The 21,584-nt window shown below is 58.1% G+C and carries 25 protein-coding genes and 1 tRNA gene; 16 read left to right on the top strand and 10 right to left on the bottom strand.

Annotation, left to right across the window (positions count from 1 at the left end; genetic code table 11):
* The first annotated feature begins 7 nt into the window (after positions 1–7).
* The 3 genes from AUC45_RS14600 to AUC45_RS14590 all read left to right on the top strand — a co-directional run bounded on the left by AUC45_RS14600 (position 8) and on the right by AUC45_RS14590 (position 1,621).
* Positions 8–286: an HPr family phosphocarrier protein gene (locus tag AUC45_RS14600; RefSeq protein WP_067604229.1), complete on the top strand. Its 279-nt coding sequence runs from the start codon at positions 8–10 to the stop codon at positions 284–286.
* A 39-nt stretch (positions 287–325) separates the two neighbouring features.
* Positions 326–1,144 carry an RNA methyltransferase gene (locus tag AUC45_RS14595; protein ID WP_067604228.1) on the top strand — a complete coding sequence of 273 codons (819 nt, stop codon included), beginning with the start codon at positions 326–328 and terminating at the stop codon, positions 1,142–1,144.
* Between the two features lie 114 nt (positions 1,145–1,258).
* Positions 1,259–1,621 (top strand): hypothetical protein, encoded by a 363-nt coding sequence (locus tag AUC45_RS14590; protein ID WP_067604226.1) that lies wholly within the window; start codon positions 1,259–1,261, stop codon positions 1,619–1,621.
* 32 nt (positions 1,622–1,653) lie between these two features.
* Here AUC45_RS14590 and rmuC read toward each other — a convergent pair whose 3' ends face one another.
* Together rmuC and AUC45_RS14580 are read right to left on the bottom strand one after the other, a co-directional pair.
* Entirely contained in the window at positions 1,654–3,132 is a 1,479-nt protein-coding gene (gene rmuC / locus AUC45_RS14585) for a DNA recombination protein RmuC (RefSeq protein ID WP_067604224.1), read from the bottom strand.
* Between the two features lie 58 nt (positions 3,133–3,190).
* Positions 3,191–3,772 carry a peptide deformylase gene (locus tag AUC45_RS14580; protein ID WP_067604222.1) on the bottom strand — a complete coding sequence of 194 codons (582 nt, stop codon included), beginning with the start codon at positions 3,770–3,772 and terminating at the stop codon, positions 3,191–3,193.
* A 12-nt stretch (positions 3,773–3,784) separates the two neighbouring features.
* Here AUC45_RS14580 and AUC45_RS14575 point away from each other — a divergent pair, with 12 nt between their 5' ends.
* Positions 3,785–4,174 carry a DUF1330 domain-containing protein gene (locus AUC45_RS14575; protein WP_067604220.1) on the top strand — a complete coding sequence of 130 codons (390 nt, stop codon included), beginning with the start codon at positions 3,785–3,787 and terminating at the stop codon, positions 4,172–4,174.
* A 37-nt stretch (positions 4,175–4,211) separates the two neighbouring features.
* Here AUC45_RS14575 and recR read toward each other — a convergent pair whose 3' ends face one another.
* The gene (recR, locus tag AUC45_RS14570; RefSeq protein WP_067604218.1) at positions 4,212–4,805 is read right to left on the bottom strand and encodes a recombination mediator RecR; all 594 of its coding nucleotides are present in this window, start codon (positions 4,803–4,805) and stop codon (positions 4,212–4,214) included.
* A 53-nt stretch (positions 4,806–4,858) separates the two neighbouring features.
* Here recR and fmt point away from each other — a divergent pair, with 53 nt between their 5' ends.
* The 3 genes from fmt to AUC45_RS14555 all read left to right on the top strand — a co-directional run bounded on the left by fmt (position 4,859) and on the right by AUC45_RS14555 (position 7,705).
* Positions 4,859–5,764, top strand: a complete 906-nt coding sequence (gene fmt / locus AUC45_RS14565) for a methionyl-tRNA formyltransferase (protein ID WP_067604216.1) — start codon at positions 4,859–4,861, stop codon at positions 5,762–5,764.
* On the top strand, positions 5,761–6,516 hold the full coding sequence (gene truA / locus AUC45_RS14560; RefSeq protein WP_067604214.1) for a tRNA pseudouridine(38-40) synthase TruA: 756 nt from the start codon (positions 5,761–5,763) through the stop codon (positions 6,514–6,516). Before fmt ends, truA begins: the two co-directional genes overlap by 4 nt.
* Positions 6,517–6,592: 76 nt before the next feature.
* A complete protein-coding gene (locus tag AUC45_RS14555; protein WP_067604212.1) occupies positions 6,593–7,705 on the top strand; it encodes a zinc-binding dehydrogenase in 1,113 nt (370 codons plus the stop codon).
* On the opposite strand, the gene AUC45_RS14550 is transcribed toward AUC45_RS14555, so the two are convergent.
* On the bottom strand, positions 7,702–8,685 hold the full coding sequence (locus tag AUC45_RS14550; RefSeq protein WP_067604573.1) for an asparaginase: 984 nt from the start codon (positions 8,683–8,685) through the stop codon (positions 7,702–7,704). The genes AUC45_RS14555 and AUC45_RS14550 overlap by 4 nt on opposite strands.
* Before the next feature lie 105 nt (positions 8,686–8,790).
* Between AUC45_RS14550 and AUC45_RS14545 the strand changes: the two genes are divergently transcribed.
* Positions 8,791–8,866: transfer RNA gene (locus AUC45_RS14545), tRNA-Val, on the top strand.
* 85 nt (positions 8,867–8,951) lie between these two features.
* Positions 8,952–10,178 carry an NAD(P)/FAD-dependent oxidoreductase gene (locus tag AUC45_RS14540; RefSeq protein ID WP_067604210.1) on the top strand — a complete coding sequence of 409 codons (1,227 nt, stop codon included), beginning with the start codon at positions 8,952–8,954 and terminating at the stop codon, positions 10,176–10,178.
* Here AUC45_RS14540 and AUC45_RS14535 read toward each other — a convergent pair.
* On the bottom strand, positions 10,154–10,762 hold the full coding sequence (locus AUC45_RS14535) for a TlpA disulfide reductase family protein (protein WP_067604208.1): 609 nt from the start codon (positions 10,760–10,762) through the stop codon (positions 10,154–10,156). The two genes, AUC45_RS14540 and AUC45_RS14535, sit on opposite strands and share 25 nt — an antisense overlap.
* 19 nt (positions 10,763–10,781) lie before the next feature.
* Here AUC45_RS14535 and argH point away from each other — a divergent pair, with 19 nt between their 5' ends.
* Genes argH through AUC45_RS14515 form a run of 4 tightly spaced genes read left to right on the top strand, consistent with a single transcriptional unit; the run spans position 10,782 to position 14,598 of the window.
* Positions 10,782–12,155, top strand: a complete 1,374-nt coding sequence (gene argH, locus AUC45_RS14530; RefSeq protein WP_067604571.1) for an argininosuccinate lyase — start codon at positions 10,782–10,784, stop codon at positions 12,153–12,155.
* A gap of 2 nt (positions 12,156–12,157) precedes the next feature.
* Positions 12,158–12,406, top strand: coding sequence for an argininosuccinate lyase (locus AUC45_RS14525; RefSeq protein ID WP_067604206.1), 249 nt, complete (start codon positions 12,158–12,160; stop codon positions 12,404–12,406).
* 11 nt (positions 12,407–12,417) lie between these two features.
* The gene (gene lysA / locus AUC45_RS14520; RefSeq protein ID WP_067604204.1) at positions 12,418–13,677 is read left to right on the top strand and encodes a diaminopimelate decarboxylase; all 1,260 of its coding nucleotides are present in this window, start codon (positions 12,418–12,420) and stop codon (positions 13,675–13,677) included.
* A 36-nt stretch (positions 13,678–13,713) separates the two neighbouring features.
* On the top strand, positions 13,714–14,598 hold the full coding sequence (locus tag AUC45_RS14515) for a bifunctional precorrin-2 dehydrogenase/sirohydrochlorin ferrochelatase (protein WP_067604569.1): 885 nt from the start codon (positions 13,714–13,716) through the stop codon (positions 14,596–14,598).
* A 13-nt stretch (positions 14,599–14,611) separates the two neighbouring features.
* Here the strand turns inward: AUC45_RS14515 and AUC45_RS14510 are convergent, their stop codons facing one another.
* A complete protein-coding gene (locus tag AUC45_RS14510) occupies positions 14,612–15,661 on the bottom strand; it encodes a MarR family transcriptional regulator (RefSeq protein WP_233998884.1) in 1,050 nt (349 codons plus the stop codon).
* Between the two features lie 125 nt (positions 15,662–15,786).
* Here AUC45_RS14510 and AUC45_RS14505 point away from each other — a divergent pair, with 125 nt between their 5' ends.
* Together AUC45_RS14505 and AUC45_RS14500 are read left to right on the top strand one after the other, a co-directional pair.
* Complete coding sequence (locus tag AUC45_RS14505) at positions 15,787–16,350, top strand: RNA polymerase sigma factor (RefSeq protein WP_067604202.1); 564 nt, start codon at positions 15,787–15,789, stop codon at positions 16,348–16,350.
* A 31-nt stretch (positions 16,351–16,381) separates the two neighbouring features.
* On the top strand, positions 16,382–16,789 hold the full coding sequence (locus AUC45_RS14500) for a DUF6768 family protein (RefSeq protein WP_067604200.1): 408 nt from the start codon (positions 16,382–16,384) through the stop codon (positions 16,787–16,789).
* Here the strand turns inward: AUC45_RS14500 and AUC45_RS14495 are convergent.
* Positions 16,786–17,409, bottom strand: a complete 624-nt coding sequence (locus tag AUC45_RS14495) for a murein L,D-transpeptidase family protein (RefSeq protein ID WP_233998882.1) — start codon at positions 17,407–17,409, stop codon at positions 16,786–16,788. The genes AUC45_RS14500 and AUC45_RS14495 overlap by 4 nt on opposite strands.
* Before the next feature lie 107 nt (positions 17,410–17,516).
* Complete coding sequence (locus tag AUC45_RS14490; protein WP_067604198.1) at positions 17,517–18,806, bottom strand: adenylosuccinate synthase; 1,290 nt, start codon at positions 18,804–18,806, stop codon at positions 17,517–17,519.
* A gap of 178 nt (positions 18,807–18,984) precedes the next feature.
* Here AUC45_RS14490 and AUC45_RS14485 point away from each other — a divergent pair, with 178 nt between their 5' ends.
* Positions 18,985–20,049, top strand: a complete 1,065-nt coding sequence (locus AUC45_RS14485; protein WP_156423897.1) for an alpha/beta hydrolase — start codon at positions 18,985–18,987, stop codon at positions 20,047–20,049.
* Here AUC45_RS14485 and AUC45_RS14480 read toward each other — a convergent pair.
* Both AUC45_RS14480 and AUC45_RS14475 read right to left on the bottom strand, forming a co-directional pair.
* Positions 20,046–20,435 (bottom strand): RidA family protein, encoded by a 390-nt coding sequence (locus AUC45_RS14480; protein ID WP_067604194.1) that lies wholly within the window; start codon positions 20,433–20,435, stop codon positions 20,046–20,048. The two genes, AUC45_RS14485 and AUC45_RS14480, sit on opposite strands and share 4 nt — an antisense overlap.
* Positions 20,436–20,449: 14 nt before the next feature.
* Complete coding sequence (locus AUC45_RS14475) at positions 20,450–21,556, bottom strand: ATP phosphoribosyltransferase regulatory subunit (protein WP_067604192.1); 1,107 nt, start codon at positions 21,554–21,556, stop codon at positions 20,450–20,452.
* Between the last annotated feature and the right edge of the window lie 28 nt (positions 21,557–21,584).

Raw genomic sequence — 21,584 nt, 5'->3', positions numbered from 1 at the left:
CCTTGCCATGACCGCGCTCAAACAGACTGTTACCATCGTCAATCAGCGAGGTCTGCACGCGCGGGCGAGTGCGAAATTCGTGGGCGCGGTTGCAGAACTACCCGATGGTGTGTCCGTAAGGGTTGCGAAAGATGGGACTGAGGCGGCTGGCGGATCAATCCTTGGGCTAATGATGCTGGGCGCGGCAAAAGGTCACGATGTCGAATTAATCGTCGAGGGCGAAAGCGCGGACACCGTCCTTGCCGGCCTCGTCGCGCTGGTTGAGGATGGGTTTGGCGAAGAGTAAAGCCCGGCCATCGCCAATCTGTAAGCGCCAGCCATTTCCATGACCCGATCCCACATCACCGGTTTTTCCAATGCGCGCGTCAAGCACTGGCGGTCGTTACGCGACAAGAAGCATCGCAAACGGTCAGGTCAATTCCTCGTCGAAGGGCTGCGTCTGCTTGAGGATGCGCGAACGAGCGGTCGCTTGCCGCGCGAATTGGTGATGGCGGCTCCGGAATTGGGCGGGCGCGATCCGCACCCCCTTCTCGAAAAACTGGAAGGGGAAGTACTGGCCGCAGGTGGAGAGATTATCACCACCACTCCCGACATCCTGACCAAGATTACCGGCAAATCCAATCCTCAGACGGTCCTTGGCGTGTTTGAGGAATGGGAAACCGGACTTGCCGTAATTAACCGTGCTGCCGCGCCTATCTGGCTTGTCGCCCAAGACCTGCGTGATCCAGGCAATCTTGGCACGATGCTGCGCACAGGCGATGCGGTGGGCGCGGGCGGGTTGATCCTGATAGACGATTGCGCGGATCCTTTCAGTGCCGAAGCGGTGCGCGCAAGCATGGGCGCTGTGTTCACCCAGACTGTTGCTCAGGCGCGTTGGGAGGAATTCGTGCCTTGGCTACGGAGAGGCGAAGGACAATTGGTCGCAGCGAGCCTACGCGATACCGTGCCCTATCGCGCAGCACCTTATCAATCGCCCTGCTTTATCCTTGTTGGCAACGAATCCCGCGGCCTTCCAGAGCAATACGAAGCCGAATGCGATCTCCGCGTCACGATGCCGATGCTAGGGCGTGCGGATTCGCTTAACGCTGCCGTGGCAGGAGCCGTGCTCGCTTATGAGGTGCTTGCCCACATCAAAACTCGCTAAATGAATCCGGTGCGTCTTTACGAAGATTAAACGCACTTTTCGTTTTAACCTAACGCGCATTGCACTTAATCAGGTTCGAAATTCTCTCATTCCGCAACCTTTATTGAGGAAGACATGACTGACACCCTCGCGCAAGCGATTGACAAGGCTTCCCAGACGCAGAAGGCTTTGGTTTCAGCTACGGCTCCCGGCAAGCCTCTTGATCTTAAGGAGTTGGTGCGGCTTCGCAGTCAGTTCCAGCATGACATGCTTGCAATCTCAAATCTCGCGCGTGCGGATCAAAACTTGCGATCAGATCCCGCTCGGTTTTCTGAATTCCGATCGCGACAAAGCGAAATCAGCAACGAGCTTTCAAATCATCAAGCAAAGTGGATGATGAAAGATATCGAACAAAACCGAACAGACTACGAGATAGCGACGCAGTCGCTCCGCGCATCGCAAGAGCGCTTTTTTGCCTGGGCTAAAAACTTCATCTGAGCGGCTCGCAATCCGCAGAGATGCTGGCAGGCCTACTCCGCTGCATCTTTCTCTTCATTCAGCAAAAACGTCTCGGATGCCTCACGGTCCGACTGATCTTCATCGTCCACCAAAGCTGCATCGGCCGCATTGTATCGCGGAGTGTTCTCGACGAGCGGAACATCATCGATCTCCCGCTTGCCGATCTCGACGCCCTTCTCAGCAAGGCGTTTGCCTGATGACAGCACGTTGCGTTCAAAGCTGCCGACGAACTTGTTGTAATTGTTGACCGCACTCTCTAGCCCGCCGCCGACGCGCTTCAAGTGCTCTGCTGCGGTTGCCAGGCGATCGTATAATTCTGCGCCCATGCGGCCGATTTCTTGCGCTTCCTTGGCAAGGCCATCCTGCCGCCAGACTTGCGCCACCGTGCGCGCGATGGCGACCAGATTGGTTGGAGTGGCAAGCAGCACGCGGCGCTCAAACGCGAAATCCCAAAGAGTTGGATCGGCTTCCAGAGCTGCTGCTACGAAGTGCTCACCCGGCACAAACATTACGACATAATCGGGCGCTTCTTCGAACTGCGACTGATAAGATTTCGCGCCCAATTGCTGCACATGGTTGCGCATGGATCGGACATGATCGGAAAGCGCTGTATCACGGGCCTCGTCCTCATCGGCTTCAAAGGCCGCCTGATAGGCATTGAGCGAAACTTTTGCGTCAATCACCAGCACCTTTCCGCCAGGGATGCGCACGATCGCATCGGGACGGAGGCGACCATCTTCGGTATCAATGGAGGTTTCGAGTTCGAAGTCAGTGTGCTGGGCAAGACCAACTTGTTCGAGCAGGTTTTTAAGCTGCTGCTCACCCCAACGCCCGCGCGCCTTGGGCGCATTCGTCAAAGAGTTTCCGAGGCGCTGCGCTTCTTTGCGGACCTCTTCCTGCGAATGGCGCATCAGTTGGATTTCACGGTTCAGGCTGGAAAACGCATCCGCGCGCTGCTTTTCCAGCGTTTCCACCTGCTTTTCATACTTTTGTAAGCGCTCTCCCACGGGATTAAGGAGAGCCTTGATCTTCGCCTCACCGGTTTCTTCTGATTGCTTGAACCGCTCTTCGGCGCGGCGCAAAAAGTCTTCCTGATTCTTTTGAAGAACTTCAGCGCCCGTCGCCTTGAATTGATTGAGCAATTCCTCGCGCGCTTCGATCAGAACGCGTTTTTGTTCGGCAAATGCCTTCGCGCGTTCTTCTGCCTGGCTCTCGACAGCAACCAGCTTTTCGGCAAGCTGCGTGCGTTCTTCGCGCGCCATTTCCAATTGCTCGGCAAGACCATCAGCCCGCGCCGCCCTCTCTTTGGCAGAGGCAAGCTCAATCTGCGCATGGCCCAATTCCGCCGCGGCACGCTTGAATTCCTCCTCACGCGCATCGAGCCGCGCGCGCAAATCCGCCACGGGACGCGATGCAAAAAACCAAGCCGCGCCTCCTCCGAACACAAGGCCGGCGATCAAGGTGATGATGAGCAGAAATGAGTTGTCCATGCTCTTTCATAGCATGGAACATATTAAGAACAAGCGCGGTTTGTTGGATTTCCCCGGCTTATGCCGCCTGCCGCAGCTTCTTCAGTTTTTTGAGCGCCATTCCCCGCTTCAATCGGGAAAGGTGATCGATGAACAGGATGCCTTCCAGATGGTCCATCTCGTGCTGGAGGCACGTTGCCATCAGGCCTTCCATTGCCTCTTCATGATGACTGCCATCAAGGTCCTGGTATTTGACGGTGCAAGTCGCCGGCCGATCGATATCGGCAAATATTTCAGGGACTGAGAGGCAGCCTTCCTGATAGGTCGACATTTCATCTGCCGGATCAACGATAACCGGATTCACGAAAACGCGCGGATTGTTGATCACGGGCTGACGGGTTTTGGGCTCGCAGCAGCCTGTATCGCATTCCTCGACAATCGGCTCTGCATCCATATCGGGTTCTTGCAAATCGATGACGAGCAGCCTTTTGGGCACGCCCACCTGGATCGCGGCAAGGCCAATACCGGGCGCGTCGTACATAGTTTCGAACATGTCATCGACGAGTGTTTTCAATTCGTCGTTGAACTCATGTGGTTCGACATTCGTAGACACGGTCTTGAGCCGCGGATCAGGTGCTTCAAGGATTTCTCGGATAGCCATGGAGATTGAGATATGCCGCAAATGTGGATTGTTCAAGCAGCAGTGCTGTTGGTGTGCGGCGTCCATGCGAATGCGCATGCACAAACGGTTGAGAATACGGAGACCGGATCTTCTGAAAAGGCCTACATCCTGTCTGAGATATCGGCCACTGATGTCGCCGCGTACAACGAATACCTAAGGCAGGTTTTTCCGATCCTCACCCGGTTTGGCGGGCGAGTTGTCATCACTCCCTTTCAGCCCAAGCAATCCATCGAAGGCGAATCTATCAAAGGACGGATAGCGGTGATTGAATTTCCATCCGCTGCAGCGCGCGATGCTTTCTGGAATTCCGAGGAATATCAGGCGGTAAAGCCGCTAAGGCTCGAAAATACAACTTCGCGGATCATTCATATCAATCCGTAGGCGCGTCAATGCACAGCAACCCTGCGCAGCCCAGAAGTTATACAGGCCGCCTCGCTCTGAGTGCCTGCGCAAGCGTCCCTTCGTCCAAATAGTCGAGTTCACCGCCAACGGGCAGGCCATGCGCCAGCTGAGTAATCCTCACCTTGTGCTCTTCGAGCCGCTCGGCGAGATAATGAGCCGTCGTCTGCCCTTCGAGTGTGGCATTCATGGCGAGCACCACTTCATCAACCGCGCCATCGGCTACCCGATCCAACAGGCTCGCAATGTTGAGGTCTTCTGGGCCGATGCCGTCGAGCGCCGACAGTTTGCCTCCCAGCACATGATAGCGCCCCTGGAAGAGCCGCGCGCGGTCCAGCGCCCAGACATCTGCCACATCCTCCACCACGCAAAGCGAGCGCGGATCACGCCGGTGATCGGCGCAAATACCGCAAGGGTCTGACGTATCGACATTGCCGCAAATGGTGCATTCGACGAGAGTTTCAGACACGGCATCGAGCGCTTCAAGCAAAGCGGGCAAAGCATGATCGCGGTTCTTCACCAGCCACAGCACCGCCCGCCGCGCAGATCGCGGCCCAAGGCCCGGAAGCCGCGCGAGGCTTTGTGAAAGGGCTTCAATCTCTTGCGATGCCATGGGGTGAGAGATAGGGGCTGGCGCGTTGGTAACAAAGCGTCGGGTGGCACTTTATGCGCATAGTTTTCATGGGAACGCCGGGTTTTGCCGTTCCAGCGCTCATCGCTTTGCATGAAGCAGGGCACGAAATTGCCTGCGTCTATTCGCAGCCGCCCAGCCGATCGGGGCGAGGAAAGAAGCTGCGCCCATCGCCGGTCCACACCAAAGCTGAAGAATTGGGACTGGAAGTGCGCACCCCCAAAAGCCTGAAACCAGCCGAGGAAGAAGCAGCTTTTGCCGCGCTTGATGCCGATGTCGCGGTGGTCGCAGCCTATGGTCTGATCCTGCGGCCCGCTGTTCTCGAAGCGCCGAAACATGGCTGCATCAACATCCACGCCTCTATCCTGCCGCGCTGGCGCGGGGCAGCGCCTATTCACCGCGCGGTGATGGCTGGGGATGAAGAAACGGGTGTGACGATCATGCAGATGGAGGCAGGGCTGGATACCGGACCGATGCTGCATGTTGTGCGCACTCCTGTCGCTCGCAAGACGACGGGTGAGCTTGTTGAGGAGCTGGCTGTTCTGGGCGCAAAGGCGATGGTTGAAGTCCTGAAAAACCTTTCCGCTTATCCGCCTGTGGCGCAGGATGATGGCGCCTCCACTTACGCTCCCAAGATAGACAAGGCCGAAGCGCGCATTGATTGGCGCGAAAGCGCGGACGTGATCGAGCGTAAAATCAGAGGCTTGGCACCGTTTCCTGGCGCATGGTTTGAACTGGGTGACGAGCGGGTGAAAGTGCTGCTTGCTGAGTTGGCAGAGGGGTCAGGTGGAGCAGGAGAAGTGCTCGAAAACGATCTCACCATCGCCTGTGGCAGCGGCGCTTTGCGCCCCACCCGCCTCCAACGCGCGGGTAAACCCGCAATGGATCGTGCGGATTTCTTACGAGGTCGACCGGTCGAAGCAGGAACGGTGCTGGCTTGACCCGCTATGCGTTGACATATGAATTCGACGGGACACCGTTTCAGGGCCTGCAGCGCCAGAAGCACGGACCAAGCGTGCAGCAAGCGATAGAGGAGGCCCTGTTCCGCATAACCGGCGAGGAAGTGACGCTTCATTCCTCGGGCAGGACGGACACCGGTGTTCACGCCATGGCGATGCGCAGCCATATCGATCTGAGCCGAGAGATGGCGCCGTTCCGGCTGATGGAAGCCTTGAACGCGCATTTGAGGCCCAATCCAATCGGTGTGAATGCGTGCGAAATCGTTAGCGAGGAATGGCATTCGCGCTTTTCCTGTATCGGCAGGCGATACCTCTATCGCATCGTAAATCGCCGCGCGCCGCTTGCCCTGGCGAAGAACCGCGCATGGCAGGTAGCGCCAGAACTCGATATTGAAGCCATGCAGCGCGCCGCGCGCAGCTTTATCGGCCAGCACGATTTCACCACTTTCCGCTCCACCATGTGCCAGGCGCGCGATCCGGTGAAGACGCTCGACCGGTTGGATGTGGTCGAAACCGAAGCGCTGTTCGGACCAGAAATCCAATTCCATGTCGAAGCCCGCAGCTTCCTTCACCATCAGGTGCGTTCCATGGTCGGCTGCCTGCAATTGGTCGGGAGAGGCACGTGGGAAGAAAGCCGCATCGCCGCAGCTCTCGAAGCGCGAGACCGAGCAGAACTTGGCCTCAACGCCCCGCCCCATGGGCTTTACTTTGTCGAAGCCATCTATCCTGATTGACCTTCCCTAACGTCACACTGGCCAATGCGCGATTGCAGGGGTAGCGAGTGAGCACATCAATTCAGAGGAACCCGCCATGACGACCACCGGACAAAAACTCTACACCACGCTCACAGCCGATGGGGCGCTCACGCTGGAAGTTGTCGAGGAGACCTTTCCAGAGCCAACCGGCAATCAGGTGCTTGTCAAAATGGAGGCGGCACCGATCAATCCATCGGACTTGGCCATCCTCACCAGCGCGGCGGATTTCGAAACGGCTGAATATTCGCCCGGGAAAGTCGTCGCGCAAATGCCCGAGCCTTTCCTGACAGGGCAAAAGGGTCGCCATGGTGAGCGGCTCGAAGCGGGGAATGAGGGGGCAGGCACGGTTGTCGCCACAGGTGATAGCGATATGGCCAAGGCGCTGATGGGTCAGCGCGTTGCCTGCGTGCCCGGCCATGCCTTTAGTCAATATGCGATTGCCGATGCGATGATGTGCCTGCCGCTGGGCGATCATGACAGCGAAACGGGCGCATCCAGCTTTGTTAACCCGATGACAGCTTTAGGCTTTGTCGAAACCGCGCGAATGGAAGGCCACGATGCAATCGTCCACCTCGCCGCTGCATCGAACCTTGGCCAAATGCTCAACAAGATATGCCTCGAAGATGGCATGAAGATCGTGAACATCGTCCGCCGTCAGGATCACGTCGATCTGCTGCGAGAAATCGGCGCCATGCATATCGTGAACTCATCTGAAAAGGGATATGGTGAAAGCCTGCGCGCAGCGATCGCGGATACGGGCGCCTTTTTGGGTTTTGACCCCATCGGTGGCGGGCAGAACACCGATAAGGTCTTGAAAGCGATGGAACAGGTCGCGGCCAGCCAGATGGAGGAATATTCGCGCTATGGCTCCAATCAGGACAAGAAGATGTACATGTACGGGAGGCTCGATCTGAGCCCAACCGTGCTGACACCCAGCTATGGCCTGCAATGGTGCGTCCAGGGCTGGCTGCTGACGCCATTCCTCCAACGCGTCGGCATGGAAACCGTCGTCAAAATGCGCACCCGCGTGCAACAGAATCTGACGACGACGTTCGCCTCAAGCTACAAGGCGAAGGTGAACCTGCATGACATGCTGACGAAGGACGCAATTTCGGACTACCGCCAGATGAAGACCGGTGAGAAATATCTCGTCACGCCTTGGAGCTAGGGATTATCGAAAGCGGCTTGGATGTGGTCCAGGTCGCTTTCTCCATTAGCGATGAGAACCTGGAGCAATATTCGCGCCTTTTGCGGGTTGAGCGCGCGCGCGGCGACAAATTGATTGGACGCGTCTTCGGGTTCGCGGTCAACGAGGCCTTCATCCACTCGGCTGGCGCGTACGACAACAAGGCCGCTGCCTGCTCGCTCTTTTAACGTCTGCCGGACAGCCTCGGGCATATTGCCTTCCCCTGCCCCTGCAATGACCACCCCTTTTGTGTCTGATCCGCAAATCCGCGCAACAGATGTGGCGGGCATTCCTGCGCCGACATACAGTATGGGCACGTCGGGCAGCGCATCGGGAAAAGCATAGCGCGCCCCCTCCCCTTCGCGCCATGGATTACCGAACCATTCGAGCGCAGCAGGCGTTACAATCCCCACCGAACCGCGCGGAAAGCCGCGAAATGCGTCATCGGTCCCGCGCGTGCGCACTTTCCTTGCATCGCGCGCTGCCAGGATGCGGTCGCCCATCACAAGCAGCACGCCGCGTCCGGCTGCATCGGGGTCACTCGCGACCCGCACCGCATTCACAAAATTGCGCATCCCGTCGCTGCCCACCGCGTCAGCTGGCCGCATGGCTCCAACGAGCACGACGGGCTTCTTGGGAGGCAGCGTCAGGTCGAGCAGGAACGCGGTTTCCTCCGCCGTATCAGTGCCATGGGTGATGACAATGCCATCAATCGCAGGATCGGCCATCGCCTTCTCAATCTCGCCGTGGAGCGCAGCCCAGATAGGCACGCCCATATCCTCCGAACCGATATTGGCGATCTGCTTGCCCGACAATTCAGCGGCAAGCCCGAATCCTCGCACCTGTTCCAGCCAATCTTCGATCCCAATCTGGCCGGGGCGGTAATCGTGGCGTGTCGGCGATCCGGCGATTCCCGCAATGGTTCCACCAGTAGCAAGGACGAGGAGATGCGGCGCTTTCATGGCCTTGCCCTTAGCCTGCGAATGCATTTGCATCCAAGCGCAATGCAATCAGCGATTGATTTTGTGCTTTTTGGCGTTAGATAGCGCTCTTCCGGTTCACGGATCGGGCGATTAGCTCAGTTGGTAGAGCATCTCGTTTACACCGAGAGGGTCGGCAGTTCGAGCCTGTCATCGCCCACCATTCTTTTTCGAAAAACCATGGTTTTCAACGGCTCTCTCGTGGATTGAGCTTGGCGCGGTGCGGCGCATCGGCCAGACGCCCGCCTATGGACGCGCTCAACATAGCGATTGCTGGATGTGGACCAGCAGGTCTTGCCGCGGCGCTTTTGCTGGATGCGCAGGGCCACCAGATCACCATTTACGATCAGTTTGCAGATCCTTCTCCGGTTGGCTCGGGTCTGATGCTTCAGCCTACCGGGATGGCCGTTCTCGAAGAACTCGGCCTTGCGCATGAAGTTGCACGACGCGGAGCCCGTGTCGATGGCCTGTATGGCGAGGAAGAACACGGCAAAGCGGTGCTCGATGCGCCCTACTCAAAGCTTGGGCTTCGGGGCGCATTTGGCATCGGCATCCACCGCGCGAGCCTGTTCGATGTCCTTTACGAAGCGGCCAAGGCTCGCTCAATCACCATCGTGTCAGGGCAGGAAATAACCGGAAGCGTCATCGATAGTGATGGCAGGCGACTGAACTTTGCCGATGGAACGCAATCCCCGCATTGCGATTTGCTGGTCGATGCGAGCGGGCGGCAGACCGTCTTTGACGATCCTGATCGCGGGGCGCTCGAATTTGGCGCGTTGTGGACGAACATTCCGGTCGAATCCTCCGATCCCTTCAACTCCCACATGCTAGAACAGCGCTATCGCCGCGCGCGGCAAATGGTGGGCGTACTACCGATCGGATCGCGCAATGGCGGCGTCGGGCCGGAAGTTGCGATGTTCTGGTCCTTGAAACGCTCCCAATTGCGCGATTGGAAAGATGCACCGCTGGACAATTGGAAGGACGAGGTTCGATCGTTGTGGCCCGAAACAGAAGTTCTGCTTGAGCGGATAACGTCCCGCGATCAGCTTACCTTTGCAAGCTATGCACACCGCACTTTGCAGCCATCAACAGCTGAACGGATGATCGCGATTGGCGATGCATGGCATTCAGCGAGCCCGCAATTGGGACAGGGCGCGAATATGGCTCTGCTTGATGCCTGGTCGCTCGCGCGAGGTATGGCAGAAGGTAGGACTCTGCGCGAAAAACTGCGCCTAGCTGTCAGCTGGCGAAGCGATCATGTGTGGCTGTATCAATGGGTGACCGCCCTGTTCACTCCGCTCTACCAATCGGACACGACTTGGCATCCGGCTCTGCGCGATTCGCTGCTGTATCCCGTGTCCAAAGTTTGGCCTGCATCGAAGATACAGGCGCAGTTGATGAGCGGACTGTTCGGCTTCCCGCTCGCTCCCCTAGGCCTTCGCCCGCCCGATTACTCCGCGCTTTGCGAGGATTGAATAGCCTCCGTCACAGCCGCAATCGCTTCTTCGGAGTCCCACTCATATCCGCCCGCGACCCTCAGCAATTCCTTGCCTTCTGCGTCAAACAGTATGGTAATGGGCAGCAGTCCCGCATCGGTGAACTCAGCAGCCAGATCGGCATCGGGATCAAGCCATGGCTCGAGCCGCTTGAAGCCTTTATCGGCGAAGAAGGGCTCCACCACTTCGGCCCCGCGTACGTCCTGGCTGACAGTGATTACCCGGACATCCCCATCCAGCTCGCCTGCAAGTGTGTCCAAAGTGGGCATTTCAATCACGCACGGCGCGCACCATGTCGCCCAAAGGTTTAGGAGCACGGGCTGGTCAATCGCCGCAAGATCAAGGTTGTTGCCTTCAGCGTCTTCGAACGTCAGATCTGGCAACTGCGTCCCGGCAAACGCGCGCACAATCTTGCCCGGTATTTGAGGAGGCGGGGGCGCAGCGCCTGCAGCTTCGCTTGACCCTGTTGAAGCAGCGCTTTCTTGCGCAGCGTCCCCTGCCCCACTATCGCACCCAGCCAAGGCAAGAGCTGCAAGGCTGACGAAAGCGACCATTCGAAACATGAGCGACTCCAAAAACACGATGTGGGGCGGACGGTTCGCTGATGGACCGAGCGCGATCATGCGCGAGATTAACGCCTCTATCCCCTTCGATAAAGCCCTGTGGCATGAAGACATTGCCGCTTCAAAGGCGCACGCTGAAATGCTTGCCAGCCAGGGGATAGTGAGCGCGGATGATGTCGCGGCGATCAAACGGGGTCTCGACACGATTGCTGAGGAATTCGAAGCCGACGGGGTTCCCGAAAACTGGGATCTTGAAGACATCCATATGACGACAGAGGCGCGGCTTGCCGAATTAATCGGGTCTGCCGCTGGCCGCCTTCACACGGCGCGCAGCCGTAACGATCAGGTCGCAACTGATTTCAAGCTGTGGGTCCGCAGTGCAATGGAGGCGATGGATGCCGGCCTTCGCGAGCTTCAGCGCGCGCTAGTTGCGCGTGCTGGCGAACATGCCGCATCGATAATGCCAGGTTTCACGCATCTGCAGACTGCGCAGCCAGTGACCTTGGGCCACCACCTGATGGCCTATTACGAGATGCTGCGCCGGGACCGCTCCCGCCTCTCAGATGCCCGCGCGCGCCTCAATGAATGCCCGCTCGGTTCTGCAGCACTTGCCGGCACTGGTTTTCCGATTGATCGCGAGATGACGAGCGAGGCGCTCGGCTTTGATCGGCCTACTGCCAATTCGTTAGATGCCGTGTCGGACCGCGATTTCGCGCTCGACTATCTCTATTGTGCGAGCACCACAGCGCTGCACTTGTCGCGCCTTGCTGAGGAGATGATCATCTGGGCGAGCCAGCCATTCGGCTTCATCCGCATGCCCGACAGCCTTTCCACCGGCTCTTCGATCATGCCGCAAAAGAAGAACCCCGATGCCGCCGAATTGGTGCGCGGGCATGCAGGGCGGGTAATCGGATGCGCAAATGCCCTGATGATCACCATGAAAGGTCTGCCTCTCGCCTATTCAAAAGACATGCAGGACGACAAGCCGCCTGTGTTTGAAGCAGCGAGCCTTATGACATTGTGCATTGCGGCCATGACGGGAATGGTCGCGGATAGCACTTTCAACACAGACCGAATGCGCGAAGCTGCCGAGCTTGGATACGCGACCGCGACTGATCTTGCTGATTGGCTTGTCACCCAAGCGGACATCCCTTTCCGCGAAGCCCACCATATTACCGGCGCCGCGGTGAAGCTCGCTGAAAGCCGCAATGTTGGCCTTGCCGAATTGCCGCTTGCCGACTTGCAGGCGATTGACACGCGCATTGATGAGCGGGTTTTCGAAGCGCTGAGCGTTGATGCCTCGGTCGCGGCGCGTGCAAGCTATGGCGGAACCGCACCCGAACAGGTAAAGCTGCAGGTAGAACGCGCCAAACAGGCTGTGGAACAGGAATAGGCATGCGCACGGCATTCACGATACTGGCTCTCATCACCGGGACGGCTGCGCTTGCAGCGTGCGGATCGCGCCAGCAATTGGAGCCTCTCGAAGGCTCGAGTTTGCCGGTCGCGCCCGCCGGTGCAACGACGCCGCCAACGTCGGAAGAATTGCTTGAGCTAGACGCGCTTGCCGCCCCGCAACGTAGTGTTGAATTGCGGCGCCGCTCTGAAGAGCGCGAAGACGATCCGTTTGATTTGCCACCAGAATAGAACCTGATTCCATGGACCATTTTGAATACCGCGAAGGCGTTATGCATGCCGAGGACGTTCCCCTGCCCCGCATTGCGGAGGAGGTTGGGACGCCTGTCTACGTCTATTCGCGCGCGACGTTGGAACGGCATGCAACCGTATTTCGCGAAGGGCTTTCCGATGTGCCGGACAAGCTCATCGCCTTTGCAGTCAAATCGAACCCAAACCTTGCCGTGCTGCGCGTCCTAGCCAATCAAGGGTACGGCGCGGATTGCGTCTCCATCGGCGAAGTGCGCCGCGCGATCGCAGCAGGTATGGCGCCTGACAAGATCGTGTTTTCAGGGGTAGGCAAAACGCATGCGGAGCTGATCGCCGGGCTTGAGGAAGGGATCGGGCAATTCAATATCGAAAGCGAGGAAGAAGGTCTCGAACTCGCCGAGATTGCTGCGAAAATGGGAAAGACGGCGCAGTGCACGCTGCGCATCAACCCGGATGTCGATGCGGGCACGCATGACAAGATTTCGACCGGTAAAGCAGACAACAAGTTCGGCGTGCCGATCGATCAGGCGGGCCAGATCTTCGGCAAACTCGCCTCGCAACCCGGTGTGAATTTGCGCGGCGTGGCTGTCCATATTGGCAGCCAACTGGGCGATCTTGCACCGCTTGAGCGCGCTTTTGAGAAGCTCAGCGCGCTGGTGACAAGCCTTCGCGGCGCAGGTCACGAGATCACTCATGTCGATTTAGGCGGCGGGCTTGGTGTGCCTTATAAGCGAGAGGAGCACCTTCCAAGCCCAGCAGAATACGGAGCAATGGTTGCCCGCGTAACGCGTGATTGGCGTGTGAAGCTGATTTTCGAGCCCGGGCGTGTGATTGCCGGCAATGCTGGCGTTTTGCTCACCCGCGTGGTGCGCGTGAAGCGCGGCATCAATGATCCGTTTGTGATTGTCGATGCGGCGATGAACGATCTCGCGCGCCCGGCGCTATACGGCGCGTATCATGACTTCGTCGCTGTTGAGCCACGCGGCGTCGACATGACGGCCAACATTGTCGGGCCCATTTGCGAAACTGGCGATACCTTCGCCATGGGCCGCCTCACCGATAAACTTGAAACCGGCGATCTCGCTGTATTCCGCACCGCAGGCGCCTATGGTGCAACCATGGCATCAAGCTACAACTCACGCGGATTTGTGGCCGAAGTGCTGGTGGATGGCGACAAATACGCGGTTGTCGCTGACAGGATTGCAGCGGCCACGATCATGGACGCAGAACAGGTGCCCGATTGGCTCGATTGAGCGTCATTTCCTCAGGCGGCTGTTCGAGAGCGCATGATGGCTGAAATCGCCAGCCTCCCCCTGTTTCATCAGATCACTGGCCAGAGCGTACTGGTGCTGGGTGACGGGGATGCCGCTGAACCCAAGCGTAGGCTGGTGGAGCGAGCGGGCGGAATTGTCATCGATGACCAAGCACGCGCTATCGATGAAGGCGTGCGGATCGCGTTTGTCGCATTTGAAGATGCAAAGGCATGCGAAGTGGCTGCCATCAATCTTCGCTGTGCAGGGATGCTGGTGAACGTCGTCGATAGGCCGGACCTATGCGATTTTACAACGCCGAGCATTCTAGATCGCAACCCGCTGCTGATTGCAGTGGGCACTGGCGGCGCTTCAGCTGGTCTTGCCAAGCACGTGCGCTTGCGGCTGGAGCGTATTTTGCCGCAAAGCCTTGGCAAACTAGCGCTCGCGATGAACCGCCTGCGGCCACGATTGCGAGCACTGTTTCCCGATGGCGGGAACCGCCGCCGAGCGATTGATGCAGCGCTTCGCGAAGGCGGTGCGCTCGATGCTTTAAATCCCGGCTCGGCTGAGCGAGCGGATGATTGGGCGGCTTCCCTGGAGGCAGTAAAGCCAGGCACACAGAATGGATCGGGTGATCCAGCTAAGCCTCTTATTTCCGACTTCACCCTCACAAGCAGTGATCCGGAGGATCTTACACTTTGCCAGGCACGGCTATTGGGCGAAGCTGACATTGTTTGCGCTCATGGGTCCATCGCGCCCGAAATACTCGCCAGAGCGCGAGCCGATGCTGTGCGAGTGGTTTGCGACAAGGCCACCTGCCCGCGCGCAAGGGACGAGCAGGCAATGCCGCAATGCGCTCTTTCCAACGCGGGATTACCTCAAGGGCTAACTGTTATCCTGCGCGCTGGTGAGGCGGGATAAGGCGTTAACGCTGTTAAGCAGCGTTCGCCAGAGGGACTTCCACTTCCTCAAAATAACGCGCCATCCCTTCGAGAGAGGTTGAGCTGAGCGCGATAAAGGCACGGCGTTTGTCGGAAGGGTCCGCAATCCGTTCAAAAATACCGCAATCCACCATCTGCTTAAGCCAGCGCAATGATATGGTTGCGGGGACCGATGCTGCGATACAAAGGCTCGTCACCGAAACGCGAATGTTCTCGCCATGCGCAGCGGTGAGATCGAGCAGCATATCCCAAGCAGGATCGGCAAACAGCTCTGCATCGAAAAACTTCGCCCGCGTCTGTCTTGCAGCAATCACCCGGCGCACAAAGCCCGGATCAGGAAGCCGAGGGCGTGATGAATTAAATGCGGGCGCTCCCGACTTCTCATTCGACAACTGTTCGGACTGGGTCTTCACTTTCTGCACGCCGCCTGAAAGCGCCGTGCCGGATTTCAGCGAGTGATCGGACAAACCTTCAAGCTTGTGCGCAATCGCTTCCACCTGGCGCGAGAGATAGAGCAGGTTGAGCCTGTCCTCGTCGCTCATCTCGCGAACGCGGCTGCTCGACATATCCGCCATCACGCGGCCGACAGCGATAATCCGCTCTGCCCGCGTGGGCTGCACCATAATTTGCGGGTGTGACTGATCCAGCGCTGCAAACACATCATCCAGCGCATCAAGCGTTGTCGAAACAATCAGATGTGCCCCTGTCCTTGCGACACGCTGATCAAGCCGCGACAGAGCAGCAAGGACGGCGCCATCGACGCTGGGGCAATCGACCATCACCACATCGCCCATCAGTGTAATCGGGCCGTCGACCAGAACATCCACAGGGCCGTTATCGAGTGTGCGGAAGCCAGCGCCTGTCAGATCGTCGCATATCTCTGACCGGACACGCGGACGATTGGCAAAAACTGCAACGGAAGGCCTGACACCAGCAGCATCGCTCACCGGTTCGGGAAACACATCACCTGCTTCGCCTCGCTGGGCGTAAGTCATATCGATGACCTGCGCGCCTGAATCCTTGAGTGTTCCGGTTTGTGTCATCGATTCGCCTCCGTTCTTGGGAAACAGAAGTAGAACAAAGCGGGTTCAAGTCAAGAATTTCCTACAGCGGCATTTTATTTTGCTGCCATTGAACCATTCCTGCGCGAAGGCGGACTACCAGAGTAATGACGCAGAAACCTTCGCCTTTGCCCCAAGGATCGCAGGCGCAATCGAGCGCGTTGTTCGATGAGTTGCTGGTTGTTCTTGCGCAGCAGGGAGATCGGGCGGCTTTTGAACGGCTTTACGCTCGCTGGAACCCGCGCCTTCTGAGCGCCGCGCGGCGTTATGCAGGCGATGGAGAGCTGGCACGCGATCTGGTGCAGGAATGCTGGGTTGGGATCTGGAAAGGCATCGGACGCCTCAAAAGCCCACAGCAATTTCGCAGCTATGCCTTTTCGGTGCTGCATCGACGCGGTTCGGACGCGATCGCCCGCGCGATGAAGGCACGCAAGCACGAGACAGGGGCCGCAATTGAGGCGCAGAGTTGCTCGCCAAGTCAGGATGACAGGAGCGCGCTTTCAAACGCGTTCGAAGGCCTGCCACCCGATCAACGCCTGGCGGCGCACCTGCACTTTGTCGAGGGGCTTACCCTTGCCGAGATTGCCCGAGCGCAAGGCATCCCGCTTGGCACGGCGAAGACACGTCTATTCCACGCGCGCCGCAAATTGAAGACAGCGCTTTCTGATTGATTTTATTCAAAGTTCCCAAAGGAGAAAAGCCATGGCTGGAAACGAAAACAACGAAACCGACATTCGGATCGCAGAGCAATTGAGCGATGATGACTGGGCATTCCTTCGAAGCCTGGATGAAGATCGCGGCATGTTTCAGCAGATCGGAGACAGCTGGAAAGGGCCGCTCGGAGGATGGGCAAAGCTGACATTTGGCCTCACTGTGGTGCTCGGCTTCGTCTTCCTGTTCGTCATCTGGCAGGTTGCCACCTCGACAGACAATTATGTCGCGCACACTCTCTGGGCGATTTCAGGCGTAGCACTGCTCGTCGTGATGGGATTTGCCAAGGAATGGATGTTTGCCCGCATGAACATGCTGACGGTGCTGCGCGAGGTAAAGCGGCTCCAAGTGCAGGTAGCTATGCTCGCCGAACAGGGCGCCTCGACGGATGCGGATTAAGGCCGAATGCGGATCGGGGTGCCATCGGGCACGAGGTTCCAAAGCTCCCTGATCTCCGCATTGGAAAGCGCGATGCACCCGTCGGTCCAGTCGCGCCTGATTGGCGCGCCGCGATATCCGTTTGGCTGGCCATGAATGAAGATATTCCCGCCAGCGGACCGGCCATAACGCTCTGCAAAGGCACGATCGCGCGAATTGGGATACGAGATTTTGAGGCTCAGGTGATAGCTGCTCTCTGGATTGCGCGCGTCAATGTAATAGAGGCCCTCTGGCGTGCGTTCATCGCCTTCAAACTGTTTATGCCCGCGGGGCGCATTGCCGAACCTAAGTCCACGATAGACGCGGATTGGTTTGCCTTTTGAATAGGCGACGAGAGTGCGATCAGACTTATCCACCAGCAGGAAATCGGCGTATTTGCGAGTGATCACCTCGCGGATGCGCGGATCGAGCGATCTGCCTGTTCCGCGATATGCAGGCAATTGCAGATTGCGCGCGCTGGTATCGGGTTGGCTGATCCGCATGTTGGGCTGCGCTTGGTTTTGATCCGAGGCAGCAGCGCTAGACAAGGCCGCATAGCCGAGGATCATTGCGAGAAAAGCCAAGACGGATTTGATGCGCATTGCGCCGATACTAAACCTTTCGCATGGGCTGCAGCAACGCAGCACCTTGGAAAATAAGATGCTTAAACGCCTGAGCGTTAGCTGAACACTTGAGCCCTTATAACGGTTTAGTCGACAAACGGGTCCCGCATGAGAATGGTGTCATCGCGTTCCGGGCTGGTGGAGACGAGCGCAACGGGGCATTCGATCAATTCCTGCACGCGCTGAATGTACTTGATCGCGTTTGCGGGCAAATCGGCAAAGCTGCGCGCGCCTGCAGTACTTTCGCTCCAGCCTTCCATTTCCTCATAAATCGGTTCGACCATCGCCTGATCGCCCGCATGGCTGGGCAAGTAATCGAGCACATTGCCGCGCAGGCGATATCCGGTGCAGATTTTGACCGTGTCCAGGCCATCAAGAACGTCAATCTTTGTAAGCGCAATGCCGGTCACGCCCGAGATCGAGCATGTCTGCCTCACCAGAACCGCATCGAACCACCCAACACGCCGTTGGCGTCCTGTGACGGTGCCAAATTCATGGCCGCGCTCACCAATCCCTTGGCCGATTACATCATCAAGCTCTGTCGGAAACGGGCCGCTGCCAACGCGCGTCGTGTAGGCCTTAACGATCCCGAGCACGAACCCGGTTGAATTGGGGCCGAGACCGCTTCCGGCGGCTGCGGTCCCGCTGACTGTGTTCGAGCTGGTGACAAACGGATAGGTGCCGTGATCGACATCAAGCAGCACGCCCTGTGCCCCTTCGAACAGGATTTTTGCGCCCGCCTTGCGCACTTTCTTCAGTCGTTTCCAAACAGGCTGCGCGAACCGCAGCACAAAGTCAGCGACGTCGCGCAATTCGGCAAGCAATGCCTCGCGATCGACGGGCGGCTGATCAAATCCTGCTCGCAGCGCATCATGGTGTGCGCACAGGCGATCAAGCTGGGGATCGAGATCATAAAGATGCGCAAGGTCACACACACGGATCGCGCGCCTGCCGACCTTGTCCTCGTATGCTGGGCCAATTCCCCGGCCCGTCGTACCAATCTTGCCTTTGCCCGCAGCGCCTTCTCGCAGCGCATCAAGATCGCGGTGAAGCGGAAGGATCAGCGGACAATTGTCTGCAATCGCCAGATTATCATCGGTGATGGAAACACCCTGACCTTCGAGCTTTTCGACCTCGTCACGAAGCGCCCATGGGTCCAGAACCACGCCGTTGCCGATCATGCTCATCGTGCCCGAAACGATGCCTGACGGCAGCAAAGAGAGCTTGTAGGTTGTTCCATCGATCACCAGCGTGTGCCCGGCATTATGACCGCCCTGAAAGCGCACTACGGCATCTGCCCGGCTTGCTAGCCAATCGACAATCTTGCCTTTGCCTTCATCGCCCCACTGGGCGCCGATTACGGTGACGTTGGCCATTTGATTCCTTACCATTTACGGGGCAAACCGCGCGGACCTAAGCCGTCGGGAGACCAAGGGCAAGGCGCGTTTTCATCCCAGCGGTGAAGTGTCGGCACCTTTTTCAATCGAGCGGCGAAGGATTGCCACCAAAGCGGCGTTCATCCCTGTGTCACGTGATCAAAAGCAGTGGAACTCTATGCCTAGATTGACAGCAATTATTGCCGGTGGATTGGTTGCCGCCATGATCGCAGCACCCATCCTTGCACAGAGGGGAAGCACCTCACCGTCCCCTGAATGTATTCGCGAGATCGTGAAGCTGTGCCGTTCAGAAAGCGGTGAAGTTCGCGGCTGCCTCAAAGAAAACTTCGATAAGCTTTCAGACGACTGCGCAGACAGCATTCGGTCCAGAATACAGGATGAGCAGGCAGCTGCAGAACGCGAGAAGCGGCTGCGCGAAAGGCAAGCACAGCGACCCATCCAGCGATACAGCACCATCAAGGTTACGCGCACGCTATTCTATGGGTCAGATCCCAAACAAGTGATTGATGTCTACACCCCGCAGGATGCTGTCGATGATCTGCCGGTCGTCTTGTTTGTTCATGGCGGCGGATGGCGGATGGGTGACAACAAATACGTGCAGTCAAAGCCTGCCCACTTCACCGCGTCGAACTATATCTTCGCCTCAACCGGCTACCGTCTGCTGCCCTCGTCCCCTGTTGAGGAACAAGCTCAGGATGTGGGTGCAGCGGTGCAGGCCATCGTTGGTCAGGCGGGGTCAATCGGTGCCGATCCGCAGCAGATCGTGCTGATGGGACATAGCGCCGGCGCACATCTGGCCGCGCTTGTGGCGAGCGATCCCAAATACGCTGATGACGCGTTTGACGCGATCAAAGGCGTCGTGCTTCTGGATGGTGCTGGCTACGATGTTCCGACGCATATGGCATCGGCAGGGCCGCGCAGTCGCGACACATATCTGAATGCATTCGGCAATGATCCCGCGCGACAGGCAGACCTTTCACCAATCACCCATGCAGGCGGTCGCGACGCGCCCAATTGGTTGGCCCTTTATGTCGAGGGACGCGCAGCATCGCAGGCTCAATCGCAATTGCTTGCCGATGCTCTTGTGGCAGCGGGAGCCGACGCAAAAGCGGTGCCGATCGCTAACACCGATCACGGCCGCATGAGCCGCGAAATAGGCACCGAGGCGGGCGCCAAGCAAACCGAAGCCGTGGATGCGTTTTTGGCTGGGGTGCTCGGTTAAACCGCTGCAATCACGTCAATTTCGATCATCAATTCAGGCAGAGCGAGCCCTTTCACCTCGACCGTCGTGTCGGCTGGATAAGGCGCTGTGAAATATCGCTTTCGAGCTTCCACGATCTTGGGGAAATGGCTCATATCCTTCATGTAGATCGTCACTTTGACGACCTTCGACAAATCGCTGCCGGCTACCGCGAGCACTCGTTCGATATTGGCAAAAGTCTGTGCCAGCTGCGAATCAAAATCACCCCCTCCGACGATTGCGCCTGACTCATCGATGGCGGCTTGTCCCGAGAGAAACAGCAAGTCCCCCACCTGCTTTGCCGGAGCGATGAAATAGGCTGCCAGCGGGTCAGGATCGATTGCGATGTGTTTGAAGGTTTCGGCCATAAAGTGCTCCTTCGTCAGAGGGGTTCGGGCGTTTCACCTTTAAGGATGTGTGTGCAGTCAAGCGCTTTTGGATCATCGCTTTCGCTAATCTGGGCGCGGGTCCGCCAGCCATCGCCGCGCAGTGTCGCCGCGGCCTCCGCATCATGACCCAACGGCAAGAAGACCATCCGCTCAGCTTCATGCTCGGGCGCCGCGTCCGCCAAGCGGTCCACATAAAGTGTGAAGCCGGTCGCCGCTTCGCCGCTACCGCCGATTGTATAAGTGCCGCCCCGCCCAGCCGCACCGCGCACACCTTCGGCATAGATCGTAAATCCGAACCAGCTTTGATACTCGAACCCATGTCGTTCTGTTGGATCGAGCGTGATGCGCACATCGTCAGGCATGCGCGCAGCGATTGTTTCGAGCCCGTCCAGCCGTGTCGACAATGCGCCTGCCGGATCAAGCTCGCGCAGTTTCAGTAGCGATTCGTCAAATGGGCCGGTCGCATAAAGCAGCGGGAGGTAGGCTTCGCCGCCGACAGCTTTCAATCCGCCCGCATCCTTTGTGTCCAATTCGCGCCTGATAGCCTCAATCGCTTCGGGCGAAAGTGAGCGGTTCTGCGCGCCCAGTGTATCGACGAGATCGGGCATCGTGAAATCCACCGACAGTCCGGCAAGCCCGGCAGCGCGCAGCGCTTCCAAAGCAACGGAGACGATTTCACCAGCCGCTGCAGCACTGTCAGACCCTATCAGCTCGCCGCCCAATTGCAGGCGCTCACGCGCCGGATCGAGCTGACTTGCCTTCATCACCGCGGTATCGCCGCAATAAGCGAGACGCAGCGGGCGCGGCGCGTCCTTCATCATCGTGGCAGCGATGCGGCCAACTTGTGGAGTGATATCGCTTCGCAACGCCAACGTGCGCAGGCTAGCCGGGTCCGTCATGCGGAACATCCGGCGCGTTTCAATCCCCTGCATGCGGCTAGCTAGCGAGCTTTCAAATTCAAGCAGCGGCGGACGAACCCGGTCATAGCCATGCGCATCCAGCACATCGAGGCAGGCCCGCATGGCGAGCGTGATAGCTTGCGCAGAAGCTGGTAGCCGGTCTTCAAGGCCTTCTGGCAGGAGGTCTGTTTTGCTCGTCATGTTACAATCAATCCGCTCAGGCTGAGCT

The organism is Erythrobacter sp. YT30, from assembly GCF_001542875.1.
In the GTDB taxonomy this organism is placed as follows: Bacteria; Pseudomonadota; Alphaproteobacteria; order Sphingomonadales; family Sphingomonadaceae; genus Erythrobacter.
This window is presented reverse-complemented; position numbering and strand designations above follow the sequence as displayed.